Source organism: Micromonospora sp. C41, from assembly GCF_018070485.1.
In the GTDB taxonomy this organism is placed as follows: domain Bacteria; phylum Actinomycetota; class Actinomycetes; order Mycobacteriales; family Micromonosporaceae; genus Micromonospora; species Micromonospora chalcea.
Genome location: NZ_JAGPXP010000029.1, coordinates 26,778 through 47,770, shown reverse-complemented (window position 1 = coordinate 47,770; position 20,993 = coordinate 26,778). Strand labels below are relative to the sequence as shown.

The window sequence follows — 20,993 nt, the reverse complement described above, 5'->3', positions numbered from 1 at the left end:
TGAGTGCGGGCTGTGCCGTCACAGTCCTCGATGACCAGGTCCGATCGGGTCGGAGGGCGTGCGAGTATGGGCGACGTGACCCCCGCCGACCTGCCTCCTATTGTGCTCGTCCTCGGCGACGAGGAGCTGCTCGCCACGCGAGCGGTGACCGAAGCCGTCGCCCGGGCCCGCGAGGTGGACCCCGACGTGGACGTGCGGGAATACCAGGCCGGCACGCTCACCGTCGGCGAGATCGCCGAGATGCTCAGCCCGTCGCTGTTCGGCGGCCGCCGGGTGCTGGTGCTCCGCTCCGGTCAGGACGCCCGCAAGGACCTGTCCACCGCGCTACTGGCGTACGCGAAGAACCCCGACCCGGACGTGCAGCTCGTCGTGCTGCATCTGGGCGGGGCCAAGGGCAAGGCGTTCGCCGACGGGCTTCGGGCGGCCGGTGCCACTGTGGTGCCGGCAATGAAGCTCAAGGGCGACCGGGAACGGGCCGCCTTCGTGCGGGACGAGATCCGCCGTAACGGGGGCAAGTGCACGCCGGACGCGGCCGACGCCCTGGTCGCGGCGGTCGGCAACGACATGCGTGAGCTGGCCGCCGCCTGCTCGCAGCTGCTCGCCGACACGGACGGGCGGATCAGCGCGGACACGGTGGCCCGCTACTACCGGGGGCGGGCCGAGGTGACCGGCTTCACGGTGGCCGACGCGACGATGGTCGGCGACGTGCCCGGCGCGCTGGAGGCGCTGCGCTGGGCGCTGCACGTCGGCGTCGATCCGGTGCCGATCGCCGACGCGCTGGCCGACGGCGTACGAACCGTGGCCCGGGTCGCCGCCGCCGGGCGGGGAAGCCCGTTCCAGCTGGCCAAGACGCTGGGCATGCCGGCCTGGAAGATCGAGAAGGCTCAGGTGCGGGCCCGGGGCTGGACGCCGGAGGGCCTGGTCGAGGCGATGCGGGTGGCCGCCGAGTGCAACGCGGCGGTCAAGGGCGGCGCCGACGACCGGGCGTACGCGCTGGAGCGAGCCGTGTTCTCGGTGGCCGCGGCCCGGCAGGGCGGCGCCCGGTGACCCGATCGTGGTCGACTGTGGCCACGGACGAGGAGCGGTACCGCCCGCTCTACGCCCGGGTGCTGGGCCTGCGCTTCGTCAACCCGGGCGGGGTGCTCTGCTTCCTGTTCTTCGAGGGCGCGATGGCGCTCGCCGTGCTGCTCGCGCTCGCCGAACTGGTGAGCTGGTGGGCGGTGCTGGTGCTGCCGGTCGCGGTGGCCGCGATGGTCAAGCTCAACGACGTGGTCGCCGAGATGGTCGTCCGCACCGCGGCGCTGGTGCCCGAGCAGGAGCGGGACCGCTTCCGGCGGCAGATGGAGCCGGTGGTCGGCCGGGCCCGGGTGCCCGCGAGCGCCCGCGCGCTGCCGAGCGGCGCGGTCCGGAGCGTCCGGTCGTTGCCGGGCGGCACGCCAGCCGACTCCCGGGGCGTCCGCTACCACCACCCGCAACGCGCGACGTTCGACCGCCCGACCGAGCGCTAGCAGCGCCTCTTCCCTGCGCCTTCGCGCGGAGATCTTGGTACGGAACCGCCCCTCAGGGGGCCGTTTCGTACCAAGATCTGCGGCGTGATCGGAGTGGGACAGCCGGAAGCCCCGTGGGCTCGATGGCCCCGGGGCTTCCGGTCGGGATCTGCGGTGCCGGTCAGGCAGAGAACGAGGCGACGCGCTTGGCGATCGCCGACTTCCGGTTGGCCGCCTGGTTGGCGTGGATGACACCCTTGCTGGCAGCCTTGTCCAGCTTCCGGGTGGCCTCACGCATCAGCACGGTGGCCTTCTCGGCGTCGCCCGCCTCGGCAGCCTCGTGGAACTTCCGGATGGCGGTCTTCAGCGACGACTTGACCGACTTGTTACGCAGCCGGCGCTTCTCGTTCTGCCGGTTGCGCTTGATCTGGGACTTGATGTTCGCCACGCGACAGCCTCGTCTTGATAGCTCGGGTTGGTCTGCTTTCGCGCACGACGAGCATGCGTCATCGCCGCGCGAAAAGCCAGGCTACCAGGTCGGTCCCCGACGAGCCAAAACGCCTCCGGCCGGGGCCCACCTGCCACCGTCACCAGCATGCCGTCGCACCCAGCGATCACACCAGTCCGATCGGCGTTTCCAGGCTGGTCGGGCAGCGCGCCAGCTCGGGGAGGTGGCGGGGTCAGGGCAAGTGTGATGCCGCCACCTCCCCGTGCTGGTGTGGATCAAGGGGGCGGTGGGATGCGTGCCACCTTGCCGAACCGGGGTGGATCACGGGGAACCGGCGGGGTGGGGTCAGGACCAGCCTCGCCGCTCGGCCAGCCAGCTGAGCGCCTGCTCGCCGCTCCAGCGCTGGTGGGCGCGCAGGTGCGGGGACGCCGTCGACGGTTCGGCGGCGGCTCCGGTCAGGTAGTAGCCGGCCAGCGCGGCCAGCGTCACGTCCAGCGCATCAGCGGGCGCCCCTGCCACCGCCGGGTGACCGGCGAACGCGGCGTCCGCGTCCAGGCCACTGGCGTACGCGGTGAGCAGCAGCCCGGCCAGGTCGAACCAGGCCGGCCCGTGACAGAGCCACGGCCAGTCGCACAGCCAGGCGCGCCCGCCGGAGTCGATCAGGAGGTTGTCCACCCGCAGGTCGCCGTGGGCCAGCCCGGGGGCCGCGTCGGCGTACCCGGGCAGGCGCGACTCCAGCGCCACCAGCTCGGCCAGCGGGGCGCCGGCGGCCTGCTCGGGCAGCGGCTCGCGCCCGGCGGCCACCTCGCCCCACCAGAGGATGTCGTCGCGGGCCAGGTCCGCGAGCCGGGGGAGCGGGAGCGCGGCCAGCTGCGCAGGCGGGTCGGCGAGGGCGGCGGCCACCTCGGCGTACGTGGCGAGAGCGGCGTCCAGCTCGGCCGGCGCCCAGGGCAGCGCGGGGGTGTGCCCGTCGATCGCGTCGAGCGCCAGCGCGTACCAGCCGGACTCGGTGAGCGCCCAGCGCGGCCGGGGCACCGGCAGGCCGGCCGGGAGCCGGGCCAGGATCGCCGCCTCGTGGGCGTACCAGTCGACCAGGTGCCGTTGCCCGTGCAGCGCCGCCGCCTTGACGAACACGCGCTCACCGTCTGGGCCGGTCAGCACGGCGGCGAATCCGCTGGTGAACCCGCCGGCGGCCACCCGTACCGCCGCCGGTGGGCCGCCGAGCCGGGCGGCCAGCGCGTTCCGCAGCCCGGCCGGCAGGTCGGCCCAGCCCGGCCGCACGGCCGTCGACCCGTACGCGACGGGCGGGAGTGAGATCGCACGCACCGCACCATGCTGCCGCACGCGGGCCGCGCCGCCCCGCCGCACCGGTGGCGCGCGGCGAACCGGCGCGTCGGAGGGCTCTGCCAGACTGCCTGCCATGAGGACCGACGAGTTCTGGCAGCTGATCGACGACGCCCGCGCCGGGGCCGGGGGAGAGCCCGACGCGGTCGCCGCCCGGGCGGTCGCGCTGCTGGCCGAGCGCGACCCGGAGGAGATCGTCGGGTACGCCCACCACCAGCGGCGGGTGCTCGCCGCCTCCTACCGGGTGGATCTCTGGGGCGCGGCGTACCTGATCAACGGCGGCGCCTCGGACGACGGCTTCGAGTATTTCCGGGGCTGGCTGATGACCCAGGGCCGGGCGGTGTTCGCCAAGGCGGTCGGCGACCCGGACTCGCTCGCCGAGTTGCCGCAGGTGCGGGCGGCGGCGCTCAGCGGCGAGGAGTTCGAGTGCGAGGACATGCTGGCGGTGCCGTGGGACGCGTACCGGAAGGCCACCGCGACCGACCTGCCGGCCGAGCGTGACCCGGTGCCGGTGCCCGACCTGAACGACTTCTGGGACTTCGACGACGAGGAGGAGGCCCGGCGTCGGCTGCCGAGACTGGCCACCCTCTTCGTGGAGCCACCCGTGGAATAGCAGTGGAGTAAAGGGGGAGTCCGGGCGCTCCCGGGGCGACGTGGGACCATGGAGGGGGCCGGCGGCGCGCCGGCCCGCTCACGTCAGCCGACCAGAACGGACCGCTGTGCCACCGACGCTCGATCCCGGCGCGAACGCTCCTGGTGCCACCGACCCGGCGCGCATCCGGAACTTCTGCATCATCGCCCACATCGACCACGGGAAGTCGACCCTGGCCGACCGGATGTTGCAGCTCACCGGTGTGGTCGACCCACGGCAGATGCGCGCGCAGTACCTGGACCGGATGGACATCGAGCGCGAGCGCGGCATCACCATCAAGAGCCAGGCCGTGCGGATGCCGTGGACGATCCGCGAGGGCGACCGGGCCGGTGAGACGGCCGTGCTCAACATGATCGACACTCCGGGCCACGTGGACTTCACCTACGAGGTGTCCCGTTCGCTGGCTGCCTGCGAGGGCGCGATCCTGCTCGTCGACGCCGCGCAGGGCATCGAGGCGCAGACGCTCGCCAACCTCTACCTGGCGCTCGAGAACGACCTGCACATCATCCCGGTGCTCAACAAGATCGACCTGCCGGCCGCCCAGCCGGAGAAGTACGCCGAGGAGCTGGCGCACCTGATCGGCGGCGACCCGGCGGACTGCATCAAGGTCTCCGGCAAGACCGGCGAGGGCGTGCCGTACCTGCTGGACGAGATCGTCCGGCAGTTCGTGCCGCCGGTGGGTGACGCCGAGGCCCCGGCCCGCGCGATGATCTTCGACTCGGTGTACGACGTCTACCGGGGCGTGGTCACGTACGTCCGGGTGATCGACGGCCGGATCTCGGCCCGGGACCGGATCAAGATGATGTCCACCGGCGCGGTCCACGAGCTGCTGGAGATCGGTGTCATCTCGCCGGAGATGGTCAAGGCCGAGGCGCTCGGCGTCGGCGAGGTGGGCTACCTGATCACCGGCGTGAAGGACGTGCGCCAGTCCCGGGTCGGTGACACGGTCACCATCAACAACAACCCGGCCAAGGAGGCGCTCGGCGGTTACAAGGACCCGAAGCCGATGGTCTACTCGGGGCTCTACCCGATCGACGGCTCGGACTACCCGAACCTGCGCGAGGCGCTGGACAAGCTCAAGCTCAACGACGCCGCGCTGGTCTACGAGCCGGAGACCTCCGGCGCGCTGGGCTTCGGCTTCCGCTGCGGCTTCCTCGGCCTGCTGCACCTGGAGATCATCCGGGAGCGGCTGGAGCGGGAGTTCAACCTCGACCTGATCTCCACCGCCCCGAACGTGGTCTACCGGGCCATCCAGGAGGACGGCGAGGAGATCGTGGTCACCAACCCGAGCGAGTACCCGACCGGCAAGATCGCGGAGGTGTACGAGCCGACGGTGCGGGCGACGGTGCTGACCCCGAACGACTACGTCGGCGCGGTGATGGAGCTGTGCCAGGGCCGCCGGGGCAGCCTGCTCGGCATGGACTACCTCTCCGCCGACCGGGTGGAGCTGCGCTACACGCTGCCGCTGGCCGAGATCATCTTCGACTTCTTCGACCAGCTCAAGAGCCGTACCAAGGGTTACGCCTCACTGGACTACGAGCCCTCCGGCGAGCAGGCGTCGGACCTGGTGAAGGTGGACATCCTGCTGCACGGCGAGCCGGTCGACGCGTTCAGCGCGATCGTGCACAAGGACAAGGCGTACACGTACGGCACGACGATCGCGGCGAAGCTGCGTTCGCTGATCCCGCGCCAGCAGTTCGAGGTGCCGATCCAGGCGGCGATCGGCAGCCGGGTGATCGCCCGGGAGACCATCCGCGCGATCCGCAAGGACGTGCTCGCCAAGTGCTACGGCGGTGACATCAGCCGCAAGCGCAAGCTGCTGGAGAAGCAGAAGGAGGGCAAGAAGCGGATGAAGATGGTGGGCCGGGTGGAGGTCCCCCAGGAGGCGTTCATCGCGGCGCTCTCGTCCGACTCCGGTGACGGCAAGCCCGCCGGCAAGAAGTAGCGGTCCGGCTCCGCGCAGCGGCCGGCGTCCCCTCGCAGGGGCGCCGGCCGTTCGCGTACCCAGGAGATTTTCAGCCTCTGGCAGCGCTCCCACCTGCGGGTTCGCGTCAGCCGGGAGGGTGGCGGTCGATGCGGCCGGTTTCGGTTTTCGATGCGTCGGGCACTTAGCGGTCACGACAGCAACCGCACAGAACGTGCGAAATCGCTTTAGGAGGACGACCGTGGAGTTCACCGTCTGGGGCATCATCACCGCGCTGGTCGTGGGTCTGATCGTCGGCGCGCTGGGCCGGCTGGTCGTGCCGGGCCGGCAGAACATGCCGATCTGGCTGCACATGGTGATCGGCGTCGGCGCGGCGCTGCTGGGCACCGTCCTGGCCCGCGCGCTCGGCATCGCCACGCAGACCGCCGGCATCGACTGGGCCGAGCTGGCCGTGCAGGTCGTGCTCGCCGCCATCGGTGTGGCCCTGGTGGCCGGCGTCGGCCGCCGCAGCAGCGTCTCGCGTTACTGATCGCATCACGCGCCTCGACGGGTGCCCGGCCGCATCGGCCGGGCACCCGTCGGCGTATTCGGCGCATTGAACCCCGTCGGTGTGCCGGGCCCGCCCGCCGCGCCGGGTTTCGGGGAGAAGCAGCAGGTCAGGGTACGTCTGAACAATTCGTCATCGGAGTCGGTTTGGATTTCCGGGCGGTCGGGAACTTAGCGATCACGACAGTAACCACACAAAAACGTGTGACCGGATCTTAAGGAGGAGGGCGACCATGGAGCTCACCGTTTGGGGCATCATCACGGCGCTGGTCGTTGGTCTGATCGTCGGCGCGCTGGGCCGGCTGGTCGTGCCGGGCCGGCAGAACATGCCCATGTGGCTGCACATGCTGATCGGCGTCGGCGCCGCGCTTCTGGGCACGCTCGTCGCCCGGGCCTCCGGCTTCGCCGAGACCGCCGGAATCGACTGGCGCGAGCTGATGCTGCAGGTGCTGTTCGCCGCGATCGGCGTGGCCCTGGTGGCCGGTGTCGGCCGTCGCCGCGGCGTCTCGCGCTACTGACCCCGCACCACGCGCCTCGACGGGCGCCCGGCCTCACCGGCCGGGCGCCCGTCGGCGTTCGTGGGCTCTGAACTGCCCGGACGGCATCGATGTCGGCCGGGCCCCGGCTGCGATACGGTCGCCTGTGCCCTCCGTCACGAACACCCCCTGTTGTAAAGGAAATTTTCCTACTAAGGTGCGGCGGAGAAGGTTAGTGCCAAACGGCCCTGAGGGAGATATGGCGTGAACAGGTGGAAGCGGCTGGCTCCGGTCACCGCCATCGTGGCGTCGGCCGCGTTGGTGCTGACCGCGTGCGGTGGCTCCGGCGACGACGACAAGGCCGCCGACAACAGCAAGCTCACTGTGTGGATGATGGGTGAGGGCGGCGACGCCCAGACCGCGTTCCTCGACAGCGTCGAGGCGGAGTTCAAGAAGAAGCACCCCGAGACCGACGTGGTGGTGCAGTACATCCCCTGGCTCGAGGCGCCGAAGAAGTTCCAGGCCGCGCTCGCCGGTGGCGAGGGCCCGGACGTCACCGAGCTGGGCAACACCGAGACCCAGGGCTGGGCCGCTCAGGAGGCCCTGGCCGACGTCTCGGACAAGTTCAACGCCTGGTCCGAGGGCAAGGACATCCTGCCCGACCTGGTCAAGAACGCTCAGCTCGACGGCAAGCAGTACGGCGTGCCGTGGTACGCCGGCGTGCGCGCCGTCTACTACCGCACCGACTGGTTCGCCGAGGCCGGCGTGAAGCCGCCGACGACCTGGGACGAGATGGTCGCCGCCGCGAAGGCGGTGCAGGCCAAGAAGCCCGGCACCTACGGCATCGCCCTGCCCGGCAACTCCGAGCTGCCGTTCTACTCCTTCCTCTGGAGTGCCGGCGCGGAGATCGCCACCAAGGAGGGGGACAGCTGGAAGTCCGGCTACAACACCCCCGAGGCGCAGAAGGCGGTCAAGTTCTGGACCGACCTGGTGACGGTGCACAAGGTCGCCCCGCCGGCCGCCGCCGGGTGGAACGAGGTCGACGCCCGTACCCAGTTCGCCACCGGCAAGGCCGCGATGGCGTTCGCGGGTAGCTGGCAGGGCGGCGCGATGAAGAAGGACAACCCGGACATCGAGAAGGTCTGGGGCACGTTCCCGATCCCCGGCCCGGACGGCAAGGCCGCCCCGGCGTTCGCCGGTGGCTCCGACATCGCCATCTGGAAGGACAGCGAGCGGGCGGCGCTGGCCTGGGACTACATGACCGTGCTGCTGAGCAAGCAGAAGGACAAGGAGTTCGCCAGCAGCCTCGGGTTCTTCCCGGTCTACCAGGACCTGGTCAGCAGCGGTGACTACGCCAACGACAAGGTGATGGCGGCGTTCGCCACGGCCATCCAGAACACCAAGCTGACCCCGCTCACCCCGAAGTGGGTCGAGGTCAGCCGGACCAAGACGGTGACCCAGGCGATGAACAGCTCGGTCATCAAGGGCCAGAAGACGGTCGAGAAGGCCACCGCCGACGCGGCCACCGAGATCGAAAGCATCCTCAACGCCAAGTGACCACGCTGACCGAGGCCACCGGCGAGGCCGCCGCGCGGGAGACCCCCGCGCGGCGGCGCCGTCGCCGGGTGGACTACCTTCCGTACCTTCTGCTCCTGCCCTGCCTGGCGATCATCGCCGTGCTGCTGCTCTGGCCGCTCGGCCAGGTCGTGTGGATGTCCTTCCACAAGCTGGACAGCGTCCGGCAGCTGCGCGGCGACCGCGAGTGGCCGTGGATCGGCCTGGCCAACTACGCGCAGATCCTCGGCGACCCGTTCTTCCGTACGGTGCTGCGCAACACGGTGCTGTTCGCGGTCGCCAACGTGGCGCTCACGATGGTCCTCGGCACGCTGGTCGGGCTGCTGCTCAACCGCCTGGGCAAGAAGATGGCCACGTTCGTGGCGAGCTGCGTGATGCTTGCCTGGGCCACCCCGGCGCTGACCGGCACGATCGTCTGGAAGTGGATCTTCGACGACACGAGCGGCCTGGTCACGTGGCTGTTCAACAAGCTTCCCGACGGGCTGTCCACGGCGCTGTTCGGGCGCAGCGACTGGACCGGGTACGGCTGGTTCAACGACCCGCTGCTGTTCTTCGCCATCCTGACGCTCGTGGTGGTCTGGCACTCGTTCCCGTTCATCGCGGTGAGCGTGCTGGCCGGGCTCAAGAGCGTGCCGACGGAGTTGCAGGAGGCGGCCCGGGTCGACGGCGCCGGCCCGTGGAAGGTGTTCTGGAAGGTGACGTTCCCGATCCTGCGGCCGGTCTTCGGCATCCTCGTGGTGCTCTCCACGATCTGGGACTTCAAGGTCTTCACCCAGCAGTTCGTGCTGGCCGGCGGCACCCAGGACCGGTCGACGTTCATGCTGTCGATCTACTCGTACGCGGAGGCGTTTTCACCGCCGCCGAAGTACGGCCTCGGCTCCGCCATCGCCGTGATCCTCACCGTGATCCTGCTCGTGGTGACCGCCCTGTACGTCCGCATGGTGCTGCGGCAGGAGGACGAATGATGAAGAGGATCGCCCTCAACGGCGCGGGCCTGCTGGTCGCGCTCTTCGCCGCGTTCCCGGTCTACTGGATGGTGGCGACGTCGCTGAAGCCCAACCGGGAGATCTTCTCGTCCACGCCCCGGCCGGTGCCGGCCGAGCCGACGCTGGAGCACTACCGGGAGATCCTCACCGGCAACCTGATCCCGGGCGTGACGTTCACCGACTTCTTCCTCAACAGCGTGCTCGTCGCGGGGGCCACGGTGCTGCTGAGCGGGCTGGTCGCCCTGCTCGCCGCGACAGCCGTGGCCCGGTTCCGGTTCAAGCTGCGCACCACGTTCCTGATCATGCTGCTGGTGGTGCAGATGATCCCGCTGGAGGCGCTGGTCATCCCGCTGTTCCTGATGATCCAGCGGCTCGGTCTCTACAACACGCTGCCCAGCCTGATCCTCACGTACCTCGGCTTCTCGCTGCCGTTCGCGGTCTGGATGCTGCGCGGCTTCGTCGCCGCGGTGCCGAAGGAACTGGAGGAGGCCGCCGCCATCGACGGCGCCAGCCGGGCCCAGACGTTCCGCAAGGTGCTGTTCCCGCTGGTCGCGCCCGGCCTGGTCGCCACCAGCATCTTCTCGTTCATCACCGCCTGGAACGAGCTGATCTTCGCGCTGACCTTCATCAACGACCAGCAGAAGTACACGCTGCCGGTGGCGATGACGTTCTTCTTCGGCCGCGACGACACCGCCTGGGGCTCGGTGATGGCGGCGTCTACGCTGTTCACCCTGCCGGTGATCGTCTTCTTCCTGCTGGTGCAGCGCCGGATGGTCTCCGGCCTGGTGGCGGGAGCGGTGAAGGGCTGAGCCGGCGGGCCGTCAGGCCGCGGCGAACACCTCGGCGCGTACCTCGGTGGCCGGGTCGCCCTTCACCCGGGCCCAGGAGCCCTGCTCGGCGGTCCACTCCAGGTTGCCGAAGCGGACCTTCTTCACGCCGTGGTCGTCGGCGTGCGAGACCAGCCAGTGCGCGTACCGCCAGCCGTTGCGGTCGTCGCCGGCCGGCACGGTGAGCGCGGTCAGGTCCGTCGCCGTGGCCAGCCGGGGCAGCCCCCAGTCCAGCGACAGGCTCTCCAGCACGGCGCTGGCGGCGGCCGGCCCGCGCATCGTCGGCGGCGAACTCACCGTGCAGGCCACCGCGCCGGTCGCGTGGCCGAGCAACGCGCGGGTCAGGACCTCCGACTCGTCGGCCCACTTCTCGTACGCCTCGGGGAAGGCCGACCGCTGCACCCGCTGGGCGGCGTCGGTGACCCGCATCCGCTCCCAGCCCTTGACCTTCTTCAGCGCGGCGTAGAACTTGTTCGCCGCGTACCGCGGGTCCTGGACCTGCTCCGGGGTGCCCCAGCCCTGGCTCGGGCGCTGCTGGAACAGGCCGAGCGAGTCGCGGTCGCCGTGCGCGATGTTGCGCAGGTGCGACTCCTGGTACGCGGTCGCCAGCGCCACCACCACCGCCCGCTCGGGCATCCGGCGCTGCATGCCGATGGCCGCGATGGTCGCCGCGTTCGCCATCTGGTCGGCGCCGAGCACCACCTCGCCGTCGGCCTGCACCGTGCAGGTCCGGCTGGCCAGGGGGAGCCGCAGGTGCTCGCCGAACTGCTTGGTCACGACATAGACCGCGAGCAGCGCCAGTACGCACACCGCAACACCAGATGCCACGATCGCCGCTCGCGTCCGCACCCGCACCCCCTGTCCCGACAGTCCGCCAAGCGTACGTCGGCCCCGCGCCGCCGCGTCTCGGCCGAGTGGCCGTCCCGCCAGCACGTGACCGGCGCCGTGCCGCCGCGCGGGGCCCGCCACCACCGAAGGTGACCAGCCGGGCCCCGCCGCGCACCTCAGTCTCCGGCGGGCACCCAGGCGGCGGGACGCTTCTCCCGGAACGCCATGACGCCCTCACGCCCCTCGTCGGAGAGGAAGTACCCGGTGGACAGCGCCGCCAACTCGGCGATCTCGGCCCGCAGGTCAGTCGCGGCGGGCCGGCGCAGCAGCTCCTTCGCCCCGGCCAGCGCCCCCGGCGCGCCCCTGACCAGCGAGGCGCAGTAACGCTCGACGGCGGCGTCCAGCTCGCCGGCCGGCACCGCGGCGGTGACCAGGCCGACCTCGGCGGCGCGGCGGCCGTCGAACGTGTCGCCGGTCAGGTACAGCTCGGCGGCGGCCCGCTGGTCCAGCCGGGGCAGCACGGTCGCCGAGATCACCGCCGGGATCACCCCGATCCGCACCTCGGTGAACGCGAACGTCGCCTCCTGCGCGCAGACCGCCAGGTCGGCGGCGGCGATCAGGCCCAGCCCACCGGCCCGGGCCGGCCCGGCGACCTTCGCGACCACCGGCTTCGGGCACTCCCGCACCGCCACCAGCACGTCGCCGAGCATCCCGGCGGGCACCGTGCCGCTGGCGTACGCGGCGGCGGTCTCCTTCAGGTCGGCGCCGGAGCAGAAGACCGGGCCGGTGTGGTCGAGCACGATCGCGCGTACCGCGTCGTCGGCGACCGCGTCGGCGAGCCCGGCCAGCAGCTGGGTCATCAGGGGCGTGGAGAGCGCGTTGCGGTTGTGCGGGCTGTCCAGGGTGAGGGTGGTCACCCCACGGGCCGTGGCGACTCGCACGAGAGCGTCCGGAGAGGTCATGCCGGGCACACTAGTGGCCATGCCCGGCGTCCTTCCAGAAGGCGAACCCGTCCCGCGCGACGGATCGCTGCCCGCCACCGCCCGTCGCGCCGTCGGCGCGCGCGGCTTCGGCGTGTACGTCCACGTGCCGTTCTGCGCCAGCCGGTGCGGTTACTGCGACTTCAACACGTACACCGCCTCCGAGCTGGGCGGCGGGGCGAGCCGGGAGACGTACGCCGACTCGGTGCTGGCCGAGCTGGCGCTGGCCGCCCGGGTGCTGGGCGACTCGCCGCCGCAGCGGGTCGACACCGTCTTCGTCGGCGGCGGCACGCCGACCCTGCTGCCCGCCGACGACCTGGCCCGGATCCTCGACGGCATCGACCGCGTCTGGGGGCTGGCCGCCGACGCGGAGGTGACCACCGAGGCCAACCCGGAGTCGGTGACCCCGGAGTCGCTCAAGACGCTGCGGGCGGCCGGCTACACCCGGATCTCGCTGGGCATGCAGTCCGCCGCACCCGGGGTGCTCGCGGTGTTGGACCGGCGGCACAGCGCGGGCCGGGCCACCGCCGCCGCGCTGGAGGCGCGCGACGCCGGGTTCGAGCACGTGAACCTGGACCTGATCTACGGCACGCCGGGCGAGACGGCAGACGACTTCGCCGCCTCGCTGGCCCAGGTCGTCGACGCCGGGGTGGACCACGTCAGCGCGTACGCCCTGATCGTGGAGGACGGCACCCGGCTGGCCGCGCGGATGCGCCGGGGCGAGCTGCCGTACCCCTCCGACGACGTGGCGGCGGACCGCTACCTGGCCGCGGAGGCGGCGCTCGGCGCAGCCGGCTTCTCCTGGTACGAGGTGTCGAACTGGGCCCGCTCGGCGGCGGCGGCGTGCCGGCACAACCTGCTCTACTGGACCGGCGCCGACTGGTGGGGCCTGGGCCCGGGGGCGCACAGCCACGTCGGCGGCGTGCGCTGGTGGAACGTCAAACACCCGAGCGCGTACGCGGCGCGGCTGGCCGAGGGCGCCTCGCCGGCACTGGCCCGGGAGGTGCTCAGCGCGGACGAGCAGCACATGGAGGACGTGATGCTGCGGGTGCGGCTCGCCTCCGGGCTGCCGCTGGACGTGCTGGACGAGCCCGGCCGGGCGGGCGCCGAGCGGGCCCGGGACGCCGGGCTGCTCGACGCCGGGGCGTACGCGCGGGGGCTTGTGGTGCTGACGCTGCGCGGACGGCTGCTGGCCGACGCGGTGGTACGCGACCTGCTGCCGTGACCGGCGCCGGCCGGCCGCCCCCTCGGCCGGCCGGCGGTGTCACTTCACGAAGTTGTAGGTCATCGGGTAGCGGTAGAGCACACCCTCGTTGGCCTTGACCCCGCCGATGATCCCGAAGATCAACGGCACCAGCCAGACCAGCATCGGGACGAAGAACAGGATCCCGCAGGTGATGACCGTGATCACCCAGGCGAGGACGCTGGCGATGGTCCAGGTGATCTGGAAGTTCAGCGCCGCGACCGCGTGGGCGCGTACGGTCGGCGACTGCTGGCCGCGGGTCATCATCGCGATCAGCGGGGCGACCCAGCCGAGCAGACCGCCACCGATGATGACGCCCGCGGCGCCACCGAAGTGCGCCACCAGGGCCCAGGTCTTCTCGTCGTTGTTGGCGTACCCGGCCGGGCCGTAGCCGCCACCGCCGGGATAGCCGCCACCGGCGCCGTAGCCCGGCGCGCCGGCCGGCGGGGGGTAACCACCAGGGGGCGGGTAGCCGCCCGGCGGAGGCTGGGCACCGGGGGGCGGGTAGCCGCCCGGGGGCGGATAGTCACCGGGCGGGGGATACCCGCCCGCGCCCGGCGCGCCGGACAGTGGAGCGGTGGGCGGCTCGCCGGAGCCGTAGGGCGCCGACGGGTCGGGCTGGGGGCCGGAGTCCCCTGCTCCGGGAGGGCGAGGAGGTTCAGTCATGGAGGTCACGGTAGGGCCAGCGGGCAAGTCGCACCAGGGCGACACAGACCGAGCGTGACCGGCTGTTCGGCCCTGGCGTGCCGCGCGGTGTGGTGGGCCGCACCGCAGGTCCGTCAGGCGATCATCGCGTCGGTGGGGGTGCCGACGTAGACTGGCACTCGCTACAGTCGAGTGCCAGCCGCCCGGCGGATGCCGCGTGCCGGCCCGGCCGAGGTGTGTCAGGAGGTGGGGACATGGGTCTCGACGACCGCAAACTCGCCGTGCTGCGCGCGATCGTCGAGGACTACGTCGCCACGCAGGAGCCGGTGGGCAGCAAGGCCCTGGTCGAGCGGCACCAGCTCGGCGTCTCCCCGGCGACGGTGCGCAACGACATGGCGGTGCTGGAGGAGGAGGGCTACATCCGGCAGCCGCACACCAGCGCCGGCCGGGTGCCCACCGACCGCGGCTACCGCCTCTTCGTGGACCGGCTCTCCCGGGTCAAGCCGCTCAGCCCCGCCGAGCGCCGCGCCATCGAGCGCTTCCTGGTCGGCGCGGTCGACCTGGACGACGTGGTGCACCGCACGGTCCGGCTGCTCGCCCAGCTCACCCGGCAGGTCGCCGTGGTGCAGTACCCGAGCCTGGCCCGGTCCAAGGTGCGTCACCTGGAACTCGTGCCGATCTCCACCACCCGGCTGATGGTCGTCATGATCGCCGACACCGGCCGGGTCGAGCAGCGACTCGTCGAGCTGCCCGCCCCGGTTCCCGCCGACGACGTGACCGACCTGCGCCGGCTGGTGAACGAGAAGCTCGTCGGCAGCCAGCTCTCCGAGACGCCGCCGCTGGTGCAGGCCCTGGTGGACGAGTCCGCGCCGCACCTGCGCCCGGCCATGACCACGCTGTCCACGGTGCTGCTGGAGACGCTCGTGGAACGGCACGAGGAGCGCCTCGCGCTGGCCGGCCAGGCCAACCTCACCCGGGGCGGCCTGCTCGACTTCCAGGGCTCGCTGCGGCCGATCCTGGAGGCGCTCGAAGAAGAGGTAGTGCTGCTCAAACTGATCGGCGAGACCGAGCCGAGCACCACCCGCGTGCTGATCGGCGACGAGAACGAGTTCGACAACCTGCGGGCCGCCTCGGTGGTCAGCACCGGCTACGGACCGGGCAGCACCATCGTCGGTGGGCTCGGCGTGCTCGGGCCGACCCGGATGGACTACCCCGGCAATATCGCCATGGTGAGGGCCGTGGCACGCTACGTGGGCGAACTGCTGGCCCAGAACTGACCAGTCAGGGCCGACGGCCGGTTGCGGCCGACGACCGGAGCGACGCGAGACGAACATGAGGACACCTAACGCAGTGGCCAGGGACTACTACGGCATTCTCGGCGTGAGCCGGGAAGCCTCCGACGACGAGATCAAGCGCGCCTACCGCAAGCTGGCGCGGCAGTACCACCCGGACGTCAATCCGGACCCGGAGGCCCAGGAGAAGTTCAAGGACATCAACGCCGCGTACGAGGTCCTCTCGGACGACCGGAAACGGCAGATCGTCGACCTCGGCGGCGACCCGCTCGCCCCCGGCGGCGGTGGCATGGGCGGCCCGGGCGGGCCCGGCGGCGCCGGTCCGTTCGTCGGTTTCCAGGACATCATGGACGCGTTCTTCGGCGGCGCGGCGGGCGGCAGCCGGGGACCCCGGCCGCGCACCCGGCCCGGCGCGGACGCGATCCTGCGCCTGGAACTGGACCTCAACGAGACCGCGTTCGGCGTCGAGGCGCCGATCACCGTCGACACCGCGGTGCTCTGCACCACCTGCTCCGGCGCCGGCACCGCCGCCGGCACCCACCTGGCCACCTGCGAGGCGTGCGCCGGCCGGGGCGAGGTGCAGTCGGTGCAGCGCACGTTCCTCGGCCAGGTGGTCTCCGCCCGGCCGTGCACCGTCTGCCAGGGCTACGGCACCACCATCCCGCATGCCTGCCCGACCTGCGCCGGTGAGGGCCGGGTGCGTACCCGCCGCTCGCTGACCGTCAAGATCCCGGCCGGCGTCGAGGACGGCATGCGGATCCGCCTGGCCCAGCAGGGCGAGGTCGGCCCGGGCGGCGGCACCGCCGGGGACCTCTACGTGGAGATCCACGAGCGGCCGCACGACGTCTACTCCCGCAAGGGCGACGACCTGCACTGCCGGGTGACGGTGCCGATGACCGCCGCCGCGCTCGGCACCCGGCTGACCATCAAGACGCTGGACAGCGAGGAGACCGTCGACGTCAAGCCCGGCACCCAGCCCGGCAGCACGCTGCGGCTGCGCGCCCGGGGCGTACCGCACCTGCGCGGCACCGGCCGGGGTGACCTCTACGTGCACCTGGACGTGCGTACCCCGACCAAGCTCGACGCCGACCAGGAGCGGATGCTGCGCGACTTCGCCAAGACCCGCGGCGAGGAGGTCGCCGAGCTGACCAAGCAGGGCGGCTTCTTCTCCCGGATGCGCGACGCCTTCAACGGGCACGCCTGAGGTGTCCGCCCCGCTGTTCCTGGTCGAGGCGCTGCCCACCGGTGACACGCTGACGCTGGACGGCCCGGAGGGCCACCACGCGGCCACCGTGCAGCGGCTGCGGGCCGGTGAGGAGCTGCTGCTCGCCGACGGCCGGGGCGGCACCGCCGCCGCGGTGGTCACCGCCGTCGGCCGGGGCGCGCTCGACCTGCGCGTCACCAGCCGGGGGTACGCGGACGCGCCCGTCCCGCGGCTCGTCGTGGTGCAGGGCATCGCCAAGGGCGACCGGGGTGAACTCGCCGTGCAGGCGATGACCGAGGTCGGGGTGGACGAGATCGTGCCGTGGGCGGCGTCCCGCTCGGTGGCGCAGTGGCGCGGCGACCGGGGCGTACGGGCCCGGCAGAAGTGGGTGGCCACCGCCCGGGAGGCGGCCAAGCAGGCCCGCCGCCCGTGGCTGCCGGTGGTGGCCGGCGCCCCGGACGAGTCCACCGCCACGGTGGCCCGCCGGATCGCCGGCGCGGCCGCCGCGTTCGTGCTGCACGAGGGCGCGCAGGACCGGCTGACCACAGTCGACCTGCCGACGGCCGGGGAGATCGTCCTGGTGGTCGGCCCGGAGGGCGGCATCGCCGACCACGAGCTGGCCACGTTCGCCGAGGCGGGCGCCCGCACGGTCCGCCTGGGCCCGTCGGTGCTGCGTACGTCCACAGCAGGCGTGGCCGCCCTGACAGTCCTGGCCACCCGCCTGACCCACTGGTAGCGGGGGAGGCGTGGGTCAGGAGCGGAGGTAGGAAGCGCCGTTCAGGTCGATGATCGTTCCTGAGGCCCACTCGGCCTCGGGGCTCGCCAGCCAGTGCACCGCCGCCGCGATCTCCTCCGGACGCGCCACCCGGTGGAACGGGGACTGCGCGCGTACCGCCTCGCCCCGCTCTGCCTTCAGATGCTCGTTGGTCATGTCCGTCTCGACGAAGCCGGGCGCCACGCAGGCCACCCCGATGCCGTACGGCGCCAGGGCCACCGCCAGCGACTGGGCCATCGCGTTCATCCCGGCCTTGCTGGCCCCGTACGCCGGGTTGGCCGGCTCGCCCCGGAACGCGCCCCGGGACGAGACGTTGACGATCCGGCCCCCACTGTCGCGCATGTGCTGCGCGGCGCACCAGGCCGCGTTCGCCGCGCCGACCAGGTTGGTGTCGAGCACCTCCCGCCACCGCGCCCGCCACTGCTCGTAGCTGCTCGCGAAGACCGGGTGCGGGGGATCGGCCGGCCCGAACACGCCCGCGTTGTTCACCAGCACGTCGAGACCGCCGAGCCGCTGGGCCGCCTCGTCCACCATGGCGCGTACCGCGTCGGGGTCGGCCAGGTCGGCGCGTACCACCACGTGCCCGTCGCCGGGCAGCTCGGCGCGCAGCCGCTCCGCCAGCTCGGCGGAGTCCCGGTGGTGGATCGCCACCCGGTCCCCACCTGCGGCGAACGCTCGCGCCACCGCCCGCCCGATGCCCCGCGAGGCCCCCGTCACCAGCACCGCCCGTCCCGCCATGGCGGCCATCCTGCCGCACCGGCCCGGGGTGTTAAGAAGGGCCCCTTCCCATGCCGGAGGCGTTAAGCGGGGGCCCCTCCTTACACTGCTGCGATGGACTGCCTCTTCTGCCGGATCGTCGCCGGGGAGATTCCCGCCACCATCGTCCGCGAGACCGCCACCACCCTGGCCTTCCGGGACATCGACCCGAAGGCGCCCACGCACGTGCTGGTGATCCCGAAGGAGCACTACGCCGACGTGGCCACGCTGGCCCAGGGCGCGCCCGAACTGGCCGGTGAGGTGCTCCAGACCGCCGCCGTGGTGGCAGAGGAGGAGGGCCTGACCGTGGACGGGTTCCGGCTGATGTTCAACACCGGCCCGTACGGCGGCCAGGAGGTCTTCCACGTGCACGCCCACCTGCTCGGCGGCGCGCCGCTCGGCCCGATGCTCTGCCGATGACCGACGTCTCGGACCGGCTCGGCCGGATGGTGCGCCAGGCCCAGGCCACCGGGCGGATCCCGGCGGTGTCGGCCGCCCTGCACCGCGCCGACCGGCCGCTCTGGACCTGCGCCGTGGGCGACACCGGCAACGACACCCCGCTGGGGCCGGAGACGGTGTTCCGGATCGGCTCGGTCACCAAGACGTTCACCGCGGTACTCGTCATGCAGTGCCGCGACGACGGCCTGCTCGACCTGGACGACCCGGTCGGGCGGCACCTCGACCTGCCGGCGCACGGCGAGCTGACCGTACGCCGGCTGCTGTCGCACACCGCCGGCCTGCAACGCGAGCCCCACGGCGACGTGTGGGACAGCCTGCGCGCCCCGGCCGTCGAGGAGCTGCTGGCCGACCTGGCCCGGGTCGAGCGGGTGCTGCCCACCGGGCGGCGCTTCCACTACTCCAACCTCGGCATGGCCCTCCTGGGCGAGATGGTGGCCCGGCTGCGCGGCGGGACCTGGGCCGAGGTGCTGGCCGACCGGGTCCTCGCCCCGCTCGGGCTGACCGCCACCGGTCCGGCCCCGACCGAGCGTGCCGCGACCGGGTTCCTGGTCGACGCGTACTCCGACGAGGCCCACCCGGAGCCACCGGCCGACTTCGGCGCGGTGGCCCCCGCAGCCCAGCTCTGGAGCACCGCGCCGGACATGGCCCGCTGGGCCGCCTTCCTGGCCGACCCGGCGGCGCTCGACCCGGACGGCGCGGTGCTCGCCGCGGCCACCGTCGAGGAGATGCGCTGGCCGCTCACCACCACCGACGAGTCGGTCTGGACGGCCGGCTTCGGCCTCGGGCTGATCCTGGTGCCGCAGCCCGAGCGGGTGACCCACGTGGGGCACGACGGCGCGATGCCCGGATTCCTCGCCGCCGTCTACGGGCGGCGCGGCGGGCAGGGCACCGCCGGGGCGATGGGCGCCGCGGTGCTCGGCTCGTCCGGCGCCGGCGTGGAGGTGTTCGACCTGGCGCACCGGCTGCTCGCCGCCGCCGCCGAGCACGACCCGGCGGAGATCGAGCCGTGGCGTCCCGGCCCGCCCGCGCCGGCGCACCTGCGCGGCATGCTGGGCCGCTGGTGGGGCGAGGGCTTCGAGTACGTCTTCTCCTGGCACGACGGGACGCTGCGGGCCCGGGGCGCGGACGACCCGGCCGGGAAGCCGCCGGCGGTGTTCGCGCCGCTGCCGGACCGGCCGGACGTGTTCCGCACGGTCTCCGGCCGCGAGGTGGGGGAGCTGCTGCGGCTCACGCGCGACGAGCACGGCGTGGTGGTCCGGATGCACTGGGCGACCTACCGCTTCACCCGCCGCCAGGAGACCTTCGACGGGTACGACTTCCGCGCCGGTGACTGATCGCCGAGCGCCGGAAATGGGCGCGGTGTGCGCGGTGCCGACCCGATACGATGGGAGGTAACCGTACGCCGCGCCAGCAGGGCCCGGCACAGAGAAGCGGAGAGCAGGTGGCGCAGGGCCCGACGGCCCGACCTATGACCGGCACCCCACCTCCCGGCACGCCGCGCGTGCAGACCAGGATCACGGTCGGAGACCAGAAGATCATGGTGAACCTGCTCGGCGCGGGCGACGAGATCCTGCGACTCGTCGAGCGTTCGGTCAACAGCGACGTCCACGTGCGCGGCAACGAGATCACCATCACCGGCGCGCCCGCCGACAACGCCCTCGCCGAGCGTCTCTTCAGTGAGCTGCTCGAACTGATCGAGAAAGGCGAGACCCTGACCACAGACGCGGTACGGCGTACCGTCGGCATGCTCGAGCAGGGCGGTGCCGAGCGGCCCGCCGAGGTTCTGACGCTCAACATCCTCTCCCGGCGCGGCCGCACCATCCGTCCCAAGACGCTCGGGCAGAAGAAGTACGTCGACGCGATCGACGCGCACACCATCGTCTTCGGGATCGGCCCGGCCGGCACCGGCAAGACCTACCTCGCGATGGCGAAGGCAGTGCAGGCGCTGCAGGCCAAGCAGGTCAACCGGATCATCCTGACCCGCCCGGCGGTCGAGGCGGGGGAGCGGCTGGGCTTCCTGCCCGGCACCCTGAACGAGAAGATCGACCCCTACCTGCGCCCGCTCTACGACGCGCTGCACGACATGCTCGACCCGGAGACCATCCCGAAGCTGATGGCCGCCGGGACGATCGAGGTCGCGCCGCTGGCATACATGAGGGGCCGCACGCTTAATGACGCGTTCATCATCCTGGACGAGGCGCAGAACACCACGCCCGAGCAGATGAAGATGTTCCTCACCCGGCTCGGCTTCGGCTCCAAGATCGTCGTCACCGGTGACGTCACCCAGGTGGACCTTCCCGGCGGGACGACCAGCGGCCTGCGCGTGGTCCGGGAGATCCTGAACAACGTCGAGGACGTGCACTTCGCCCAGCTCTCCAGCTCCGACGTGGTCCGCCACAAGCTGGTGGGTGAGATCGTCGACGCGTACGCCCGCTGGGACGCCGAGCGGGAGAACCAGCAGGCCCAGAGCGTGCACGCCGTACCCGGGCGGACCGCCCAGGGCGGCCGGGCCGGCCGGCGCCGCTGACCACCGGCGCAAGCCGTCA

The 20,993-nt window shown here is 72.3% G+C and carries 22 protein-coding genes; 16 read left to right on the top strand and 6 right to left on the bottom strand.

Annotated elements, in window-relative coordinates; genetic code table 11:
• Positions 1 to 66: 66 nt before the first annotated feature.
• Both holA and KBX43_RS25360 read left to right on the top strand, forming a co-directional pair.
• Positions 67 to 1,047 (top strand): DNA polymerase III subunit delta, encoded by a 981-nt coding sequence (gene holA, locus KBX43_RS25365; protein ID WP_043328991.1) that lies wholly within the window; start codon positions 67 to 69, stop codon positions 1,045 to 1,047.
• On the top strand, positions 1,044 to 1,508 hold the full coding sequence (locus KBX43_RS25360; protein ID WP_043328992.1) for a hypothetical protein: 465 nt from the start codon (positions 1,044 to 1,046) through the stop codon (positions 1,506 to 1,508). The genes holA and KBX43_RS25360 overlap by 4 nt, the downstream gene beginning before the upstream one ends.
• Before the next feature lie 160 nt (positions 1,509 to 1,668).
• Here the strand turns inward: KBX43_RS25360 and rpsT are convergent, their stop codons facing one another.
• Both rpsT and KBX43_RS25350 read right to left on the bottom strand, forming a co-directional pair.
• Entirely contained in the window at positions 1,669 to 1,935 is a 267-nt protein-coding gene (rpsT, locus tag KBX43_RS25355; RefSeq protein ID WP_030503107.1) for a 30S ribosomal protein S20, read from the bottom strand.
• A 345-nt stretch (positions 1,936 to 2,280) separates the two neighbouring features.
• The gene (locus KBX43_RS25350; protein WP_223201343.1) at positions 2,281 to 3,357 is read right to left on the bottom strand and encodes a phosphotransferase family protein; all 1,077 of its coding nucleotides are present in this window, start codon (positions 3,355 to 3,357) and stop codon (positions 2,281 to 2,283) included.
• Between KBX43_RS25350 and KBX43_RS25345 the strand changes: the two genes are divergently transcribed.
• From KBX43_RS25345 to KBX43_RS25315, 7 genes are all read left to right on the top strand, one after another.
• Positions 3,356 to 3,892, top strand: coding sequence for a DUF4240 domain-containing protein (locus tag KBX43_RS25345; RefSeq protein WP_043328995.1), 537 nt, complete (start codon positions 3,356 to 3,358; stop codon positions 3,890 to 3,892). The two genes, KBX43_RS25350 and KBX43_RS25345, sit on opposite strands and share 2 nt — an antisense overlap.
• Before the next feature lie 106 nt (positions 3,893 to 3,998).
• The gene (lepA, locus tag KBX43_RS25340) at positions 3,999 to 5,876 is read left to right on the top strand and encodes a translation elongation factor 4 (protein ID WP_064448695.1); all 1,878 of its coding nucleotides are present in this window, start codon (positions 3,999 to 4,001) and stop codon (positions 5,874 to 5,876) included.
• A gap of 220 nt (positions 5,877 to 6,096) precedes the next feature.
• Positions 6,097 to 6,384 carry a GlsB/YeaQ/YmgE family stress response membrane protein gene (locus KBX43_RS25335; protein WP_043328996.1) on the top strand — a complete coding sequence of 96 codons (288 nt, stop codon included), beginning with the start codon at positions 6,097 to 6,099 and terminating at the stop codon, positions 6,382 to 6,384.
• A 250-nt stretch (positions 6,385 to 6,634) separates the two neighbouring features.
• The gene (locus KBX43_RS25330; RefSeq protein ID WP_043328998.1) at positions 6,635 to 6,919 is read left to right on the top strand and encodes a GlsB/YeaQ/YmgE family stress response membrane protein; all 285 of its coding nucleotides are present in this window, start codon (positions 6,635 to 6,637) and stop codon (positions 6,917 to 6,919) included.
• 222 nt (positions 6,920 to 7,141) lie between these two features.
• On the top strand, positions 7,142 to 8,434 hold the full coding sequence (locus KBX43_RS25325; protein WP_043329000.1) for a sugar ABC transporter substrate-binding protein: 1,293 nt from the start codon (positions 7,142 to 7,144) through the stop codon (positions 8,432 to 8,434).
• Complete coding sequence (locus tag KBX43_RS25320) at positions 8,431 to 9,417, top strand: carbohydrate ABC transporter permease (protein WP_043329002.1); 987 nt, start codon at positions 8,431 to 8,433, stop codon at positions 9,415 to 9,417. The genes KBX43_RS25325 and KBX43_RS25320 overlap by 4 nt, the downstream gene beginning before the upstream one ends.
• Positions 9,414 to 10,247, top strand: coding sequence for a carbohydrate ABC transporter permease (locus KBX43_RS25315; RefSeq protein WP_043329004.1), 834 nt, complete (start codon positions 9,414 to 9,416; stop codon positions 10,245 to 10,247). Before KBX43_RS25320 ends, KBX43_RS25315 begins: the two co-directional genes overlap by 4 nt.
• 12 nt (positions 10,248 to 10,259) lie before the next feature.
• Here KBX43_RS25315 and KBX43_RS25310 read toward each other — a convergent pair whose 3' ends face one another.
• Positions 10,260 to 11,120, bottom strand: coding sequence for a hypothetical protein (locus KBX43_RS25310; RefSeq protein ID WP_030503116.1), 861 nt, complete (start codon positions 11,118 to 11,120; stop codon positions 10,260 to 10,262).
• A 149-nt stretch (positions 11,121 to 11,269) separates the two neighbouring features.
• Positions 11,270 to 12,055 carry an enoyl-CoA hydratase-related protein gene (locus KBX43_RS25305; RefSeq protein ID WP_043331020.1) on the bottom strand — a complete coding sequence of 262 codons (786 nt, stop codon included), beginning with the start codon at positions 12,053 to 12,055 and terminating at the stop codon, positions 11,270 to 11,272.
• 19 nt (positions 12,056 to 12,074) lie between these two features.
• On the opposite strand from KBX43_RS25305, the gene hemW reads away from it, so the two are divergent.
• On the top strand, positions 12,075 to 13,298 hold the full coding sequence (gene hemW / locus KBX43_RS25300; protein WP_176722777.1) for a radical SAM family heme chaperone HemW: 1,224 nt from the start codon (positions 12,075 to 12,077) through the stop codon (positions 13,296 to 13,298).
• 39 nt (positions 13,299 to 13,337) lie between these two features.
• Here hemW and KBX43_RS25295 read toward each other — a convergent pair whose 3' ends face one another.
• Positions 13,338 to 13,982 carry a DUF4870 domain-containing protein gene (locus KBX43_RS25295; protein ID WP_082931180.1) on the bottom strand — a complete coding sequence of 215 codons (645 nt, stop codon included), beginning with the start codon at positions 13,980 to 13,982 and terminating at the stop codon, positions 13,338 to 13,340.
• A 233-nt stretch (positions 13,983 to 14,215) separates the two neighbouring features.
• On the opposite strand from KBX43_RS25295, the gene hrcA reads away from it, so the two are divergent.
• The 3 genes from hrcA (at position 14,216) to KBX43_RS25280 (ending at position 17,193) form a co-directional block, all read left to right on the top strand.
• Entirely contained in the window at positions 14,216 to 15,238 is a 1,023-nt protein-coding gene (gene hrcA, locus KBX43_RS25290; RefSeq protein ID WP_030503120.1) for a heat-inducible transcriptional repressor HrcA, read from the top strand.
• 73 nt (positions 15,239 to 15,311) lie between these two features.
• Positions 15,312 to 16,457: a molecular chaperone DnaJ gene (dnaJ, locus tag KBX43_RS25285; RefSeq protein ID WP_176722776.1), complete on the top strand. Its 1,146-nt coding sequence runs from the start codon at positions 15,312 to 15,314 to the stop codon at positions 16,455 to 16,457.
• Position 16,458: 1 nt separating this feature from the next.
• Complete coding sequence (locus tag KBX43_RS25280) at positions 16,459 to 17,193, top strand: 16S rRNA (uracil(1498)-N(3))-methyltransferase (RefSeq protein WP_043329010.1); 735 nt, start codon at positions 16,459 to 16,461, stop codon at positions 17,191 to 17,193.
• Positions 17,194 to 17,208: 15 nt separating this feature from the next.
• Here the strand turns inward: KBX43_RS25280 and KBX43_RS25275 are convergent, their stop codons facing one another.
• Positions 17,209 to 17,970: an SDR family NAD(P)-dependent oxidoreductase gene (locus KBX43_RS25275; protein ID WP_043329012.1), complete on the bottom strand. Its 762-nt coding sequence runs from the start codon at positions 17,968 to 17,970 to the stop codon at positions 17,209 to 17,211.
• A 93-nt stretch (positions 17,971 to 18,063) separates the two neighbouring features.
• On the opposite strand from KBX43_RS25275, the gene KBX43_RS25270 reads away from it, so the two are divergent.
• The 3 genes from KBX43_RS25270 (at position 18,064) to KBX43_RS25260 (ending at position 20,974) form a co-directional block, all read left to right on the top strand.
• Positions 18,064 to 18,408: a histidine triad nucleotide-binding protein gene (locus KBX43_RS25270; RefSeq protein ID WP_013475524.1), complete on the top strand. Its 345-nt coding sequence runs from the start codon at positions 18,064 to 18,066 to the stop codon at positions 18,406 to 18,408.
• Positions 18,405 to 19,781: a serine hydrolase gene (locus tag KBX43_RS25265; RefSeq protein WP_043329013.1), complete on the top strand. Its 1,377-nt coding sequence runs from the start codon at positions 18,405 to 18,407 to the stop codon at positions 19,779 to 19,781. The genes KBX43_RS25270 and KBX43_RS25265 overlap by 4 nt, the downstream gene beginning before the upstream one ends.
• 134 nt (positions 19,782 to 19,915) lie before the next feature.
• Entirely contained in the window at positions 19,916 to 20,974 is a 1,059-nt protein-coding gene (locus tag KBX43_RS25260) for a PhoH family protein (RefSeq protein ID WP_030503125.1), read from the top strand.
• Positions 20,975 to 20,993: the final 19 nt, after the last annotated feature.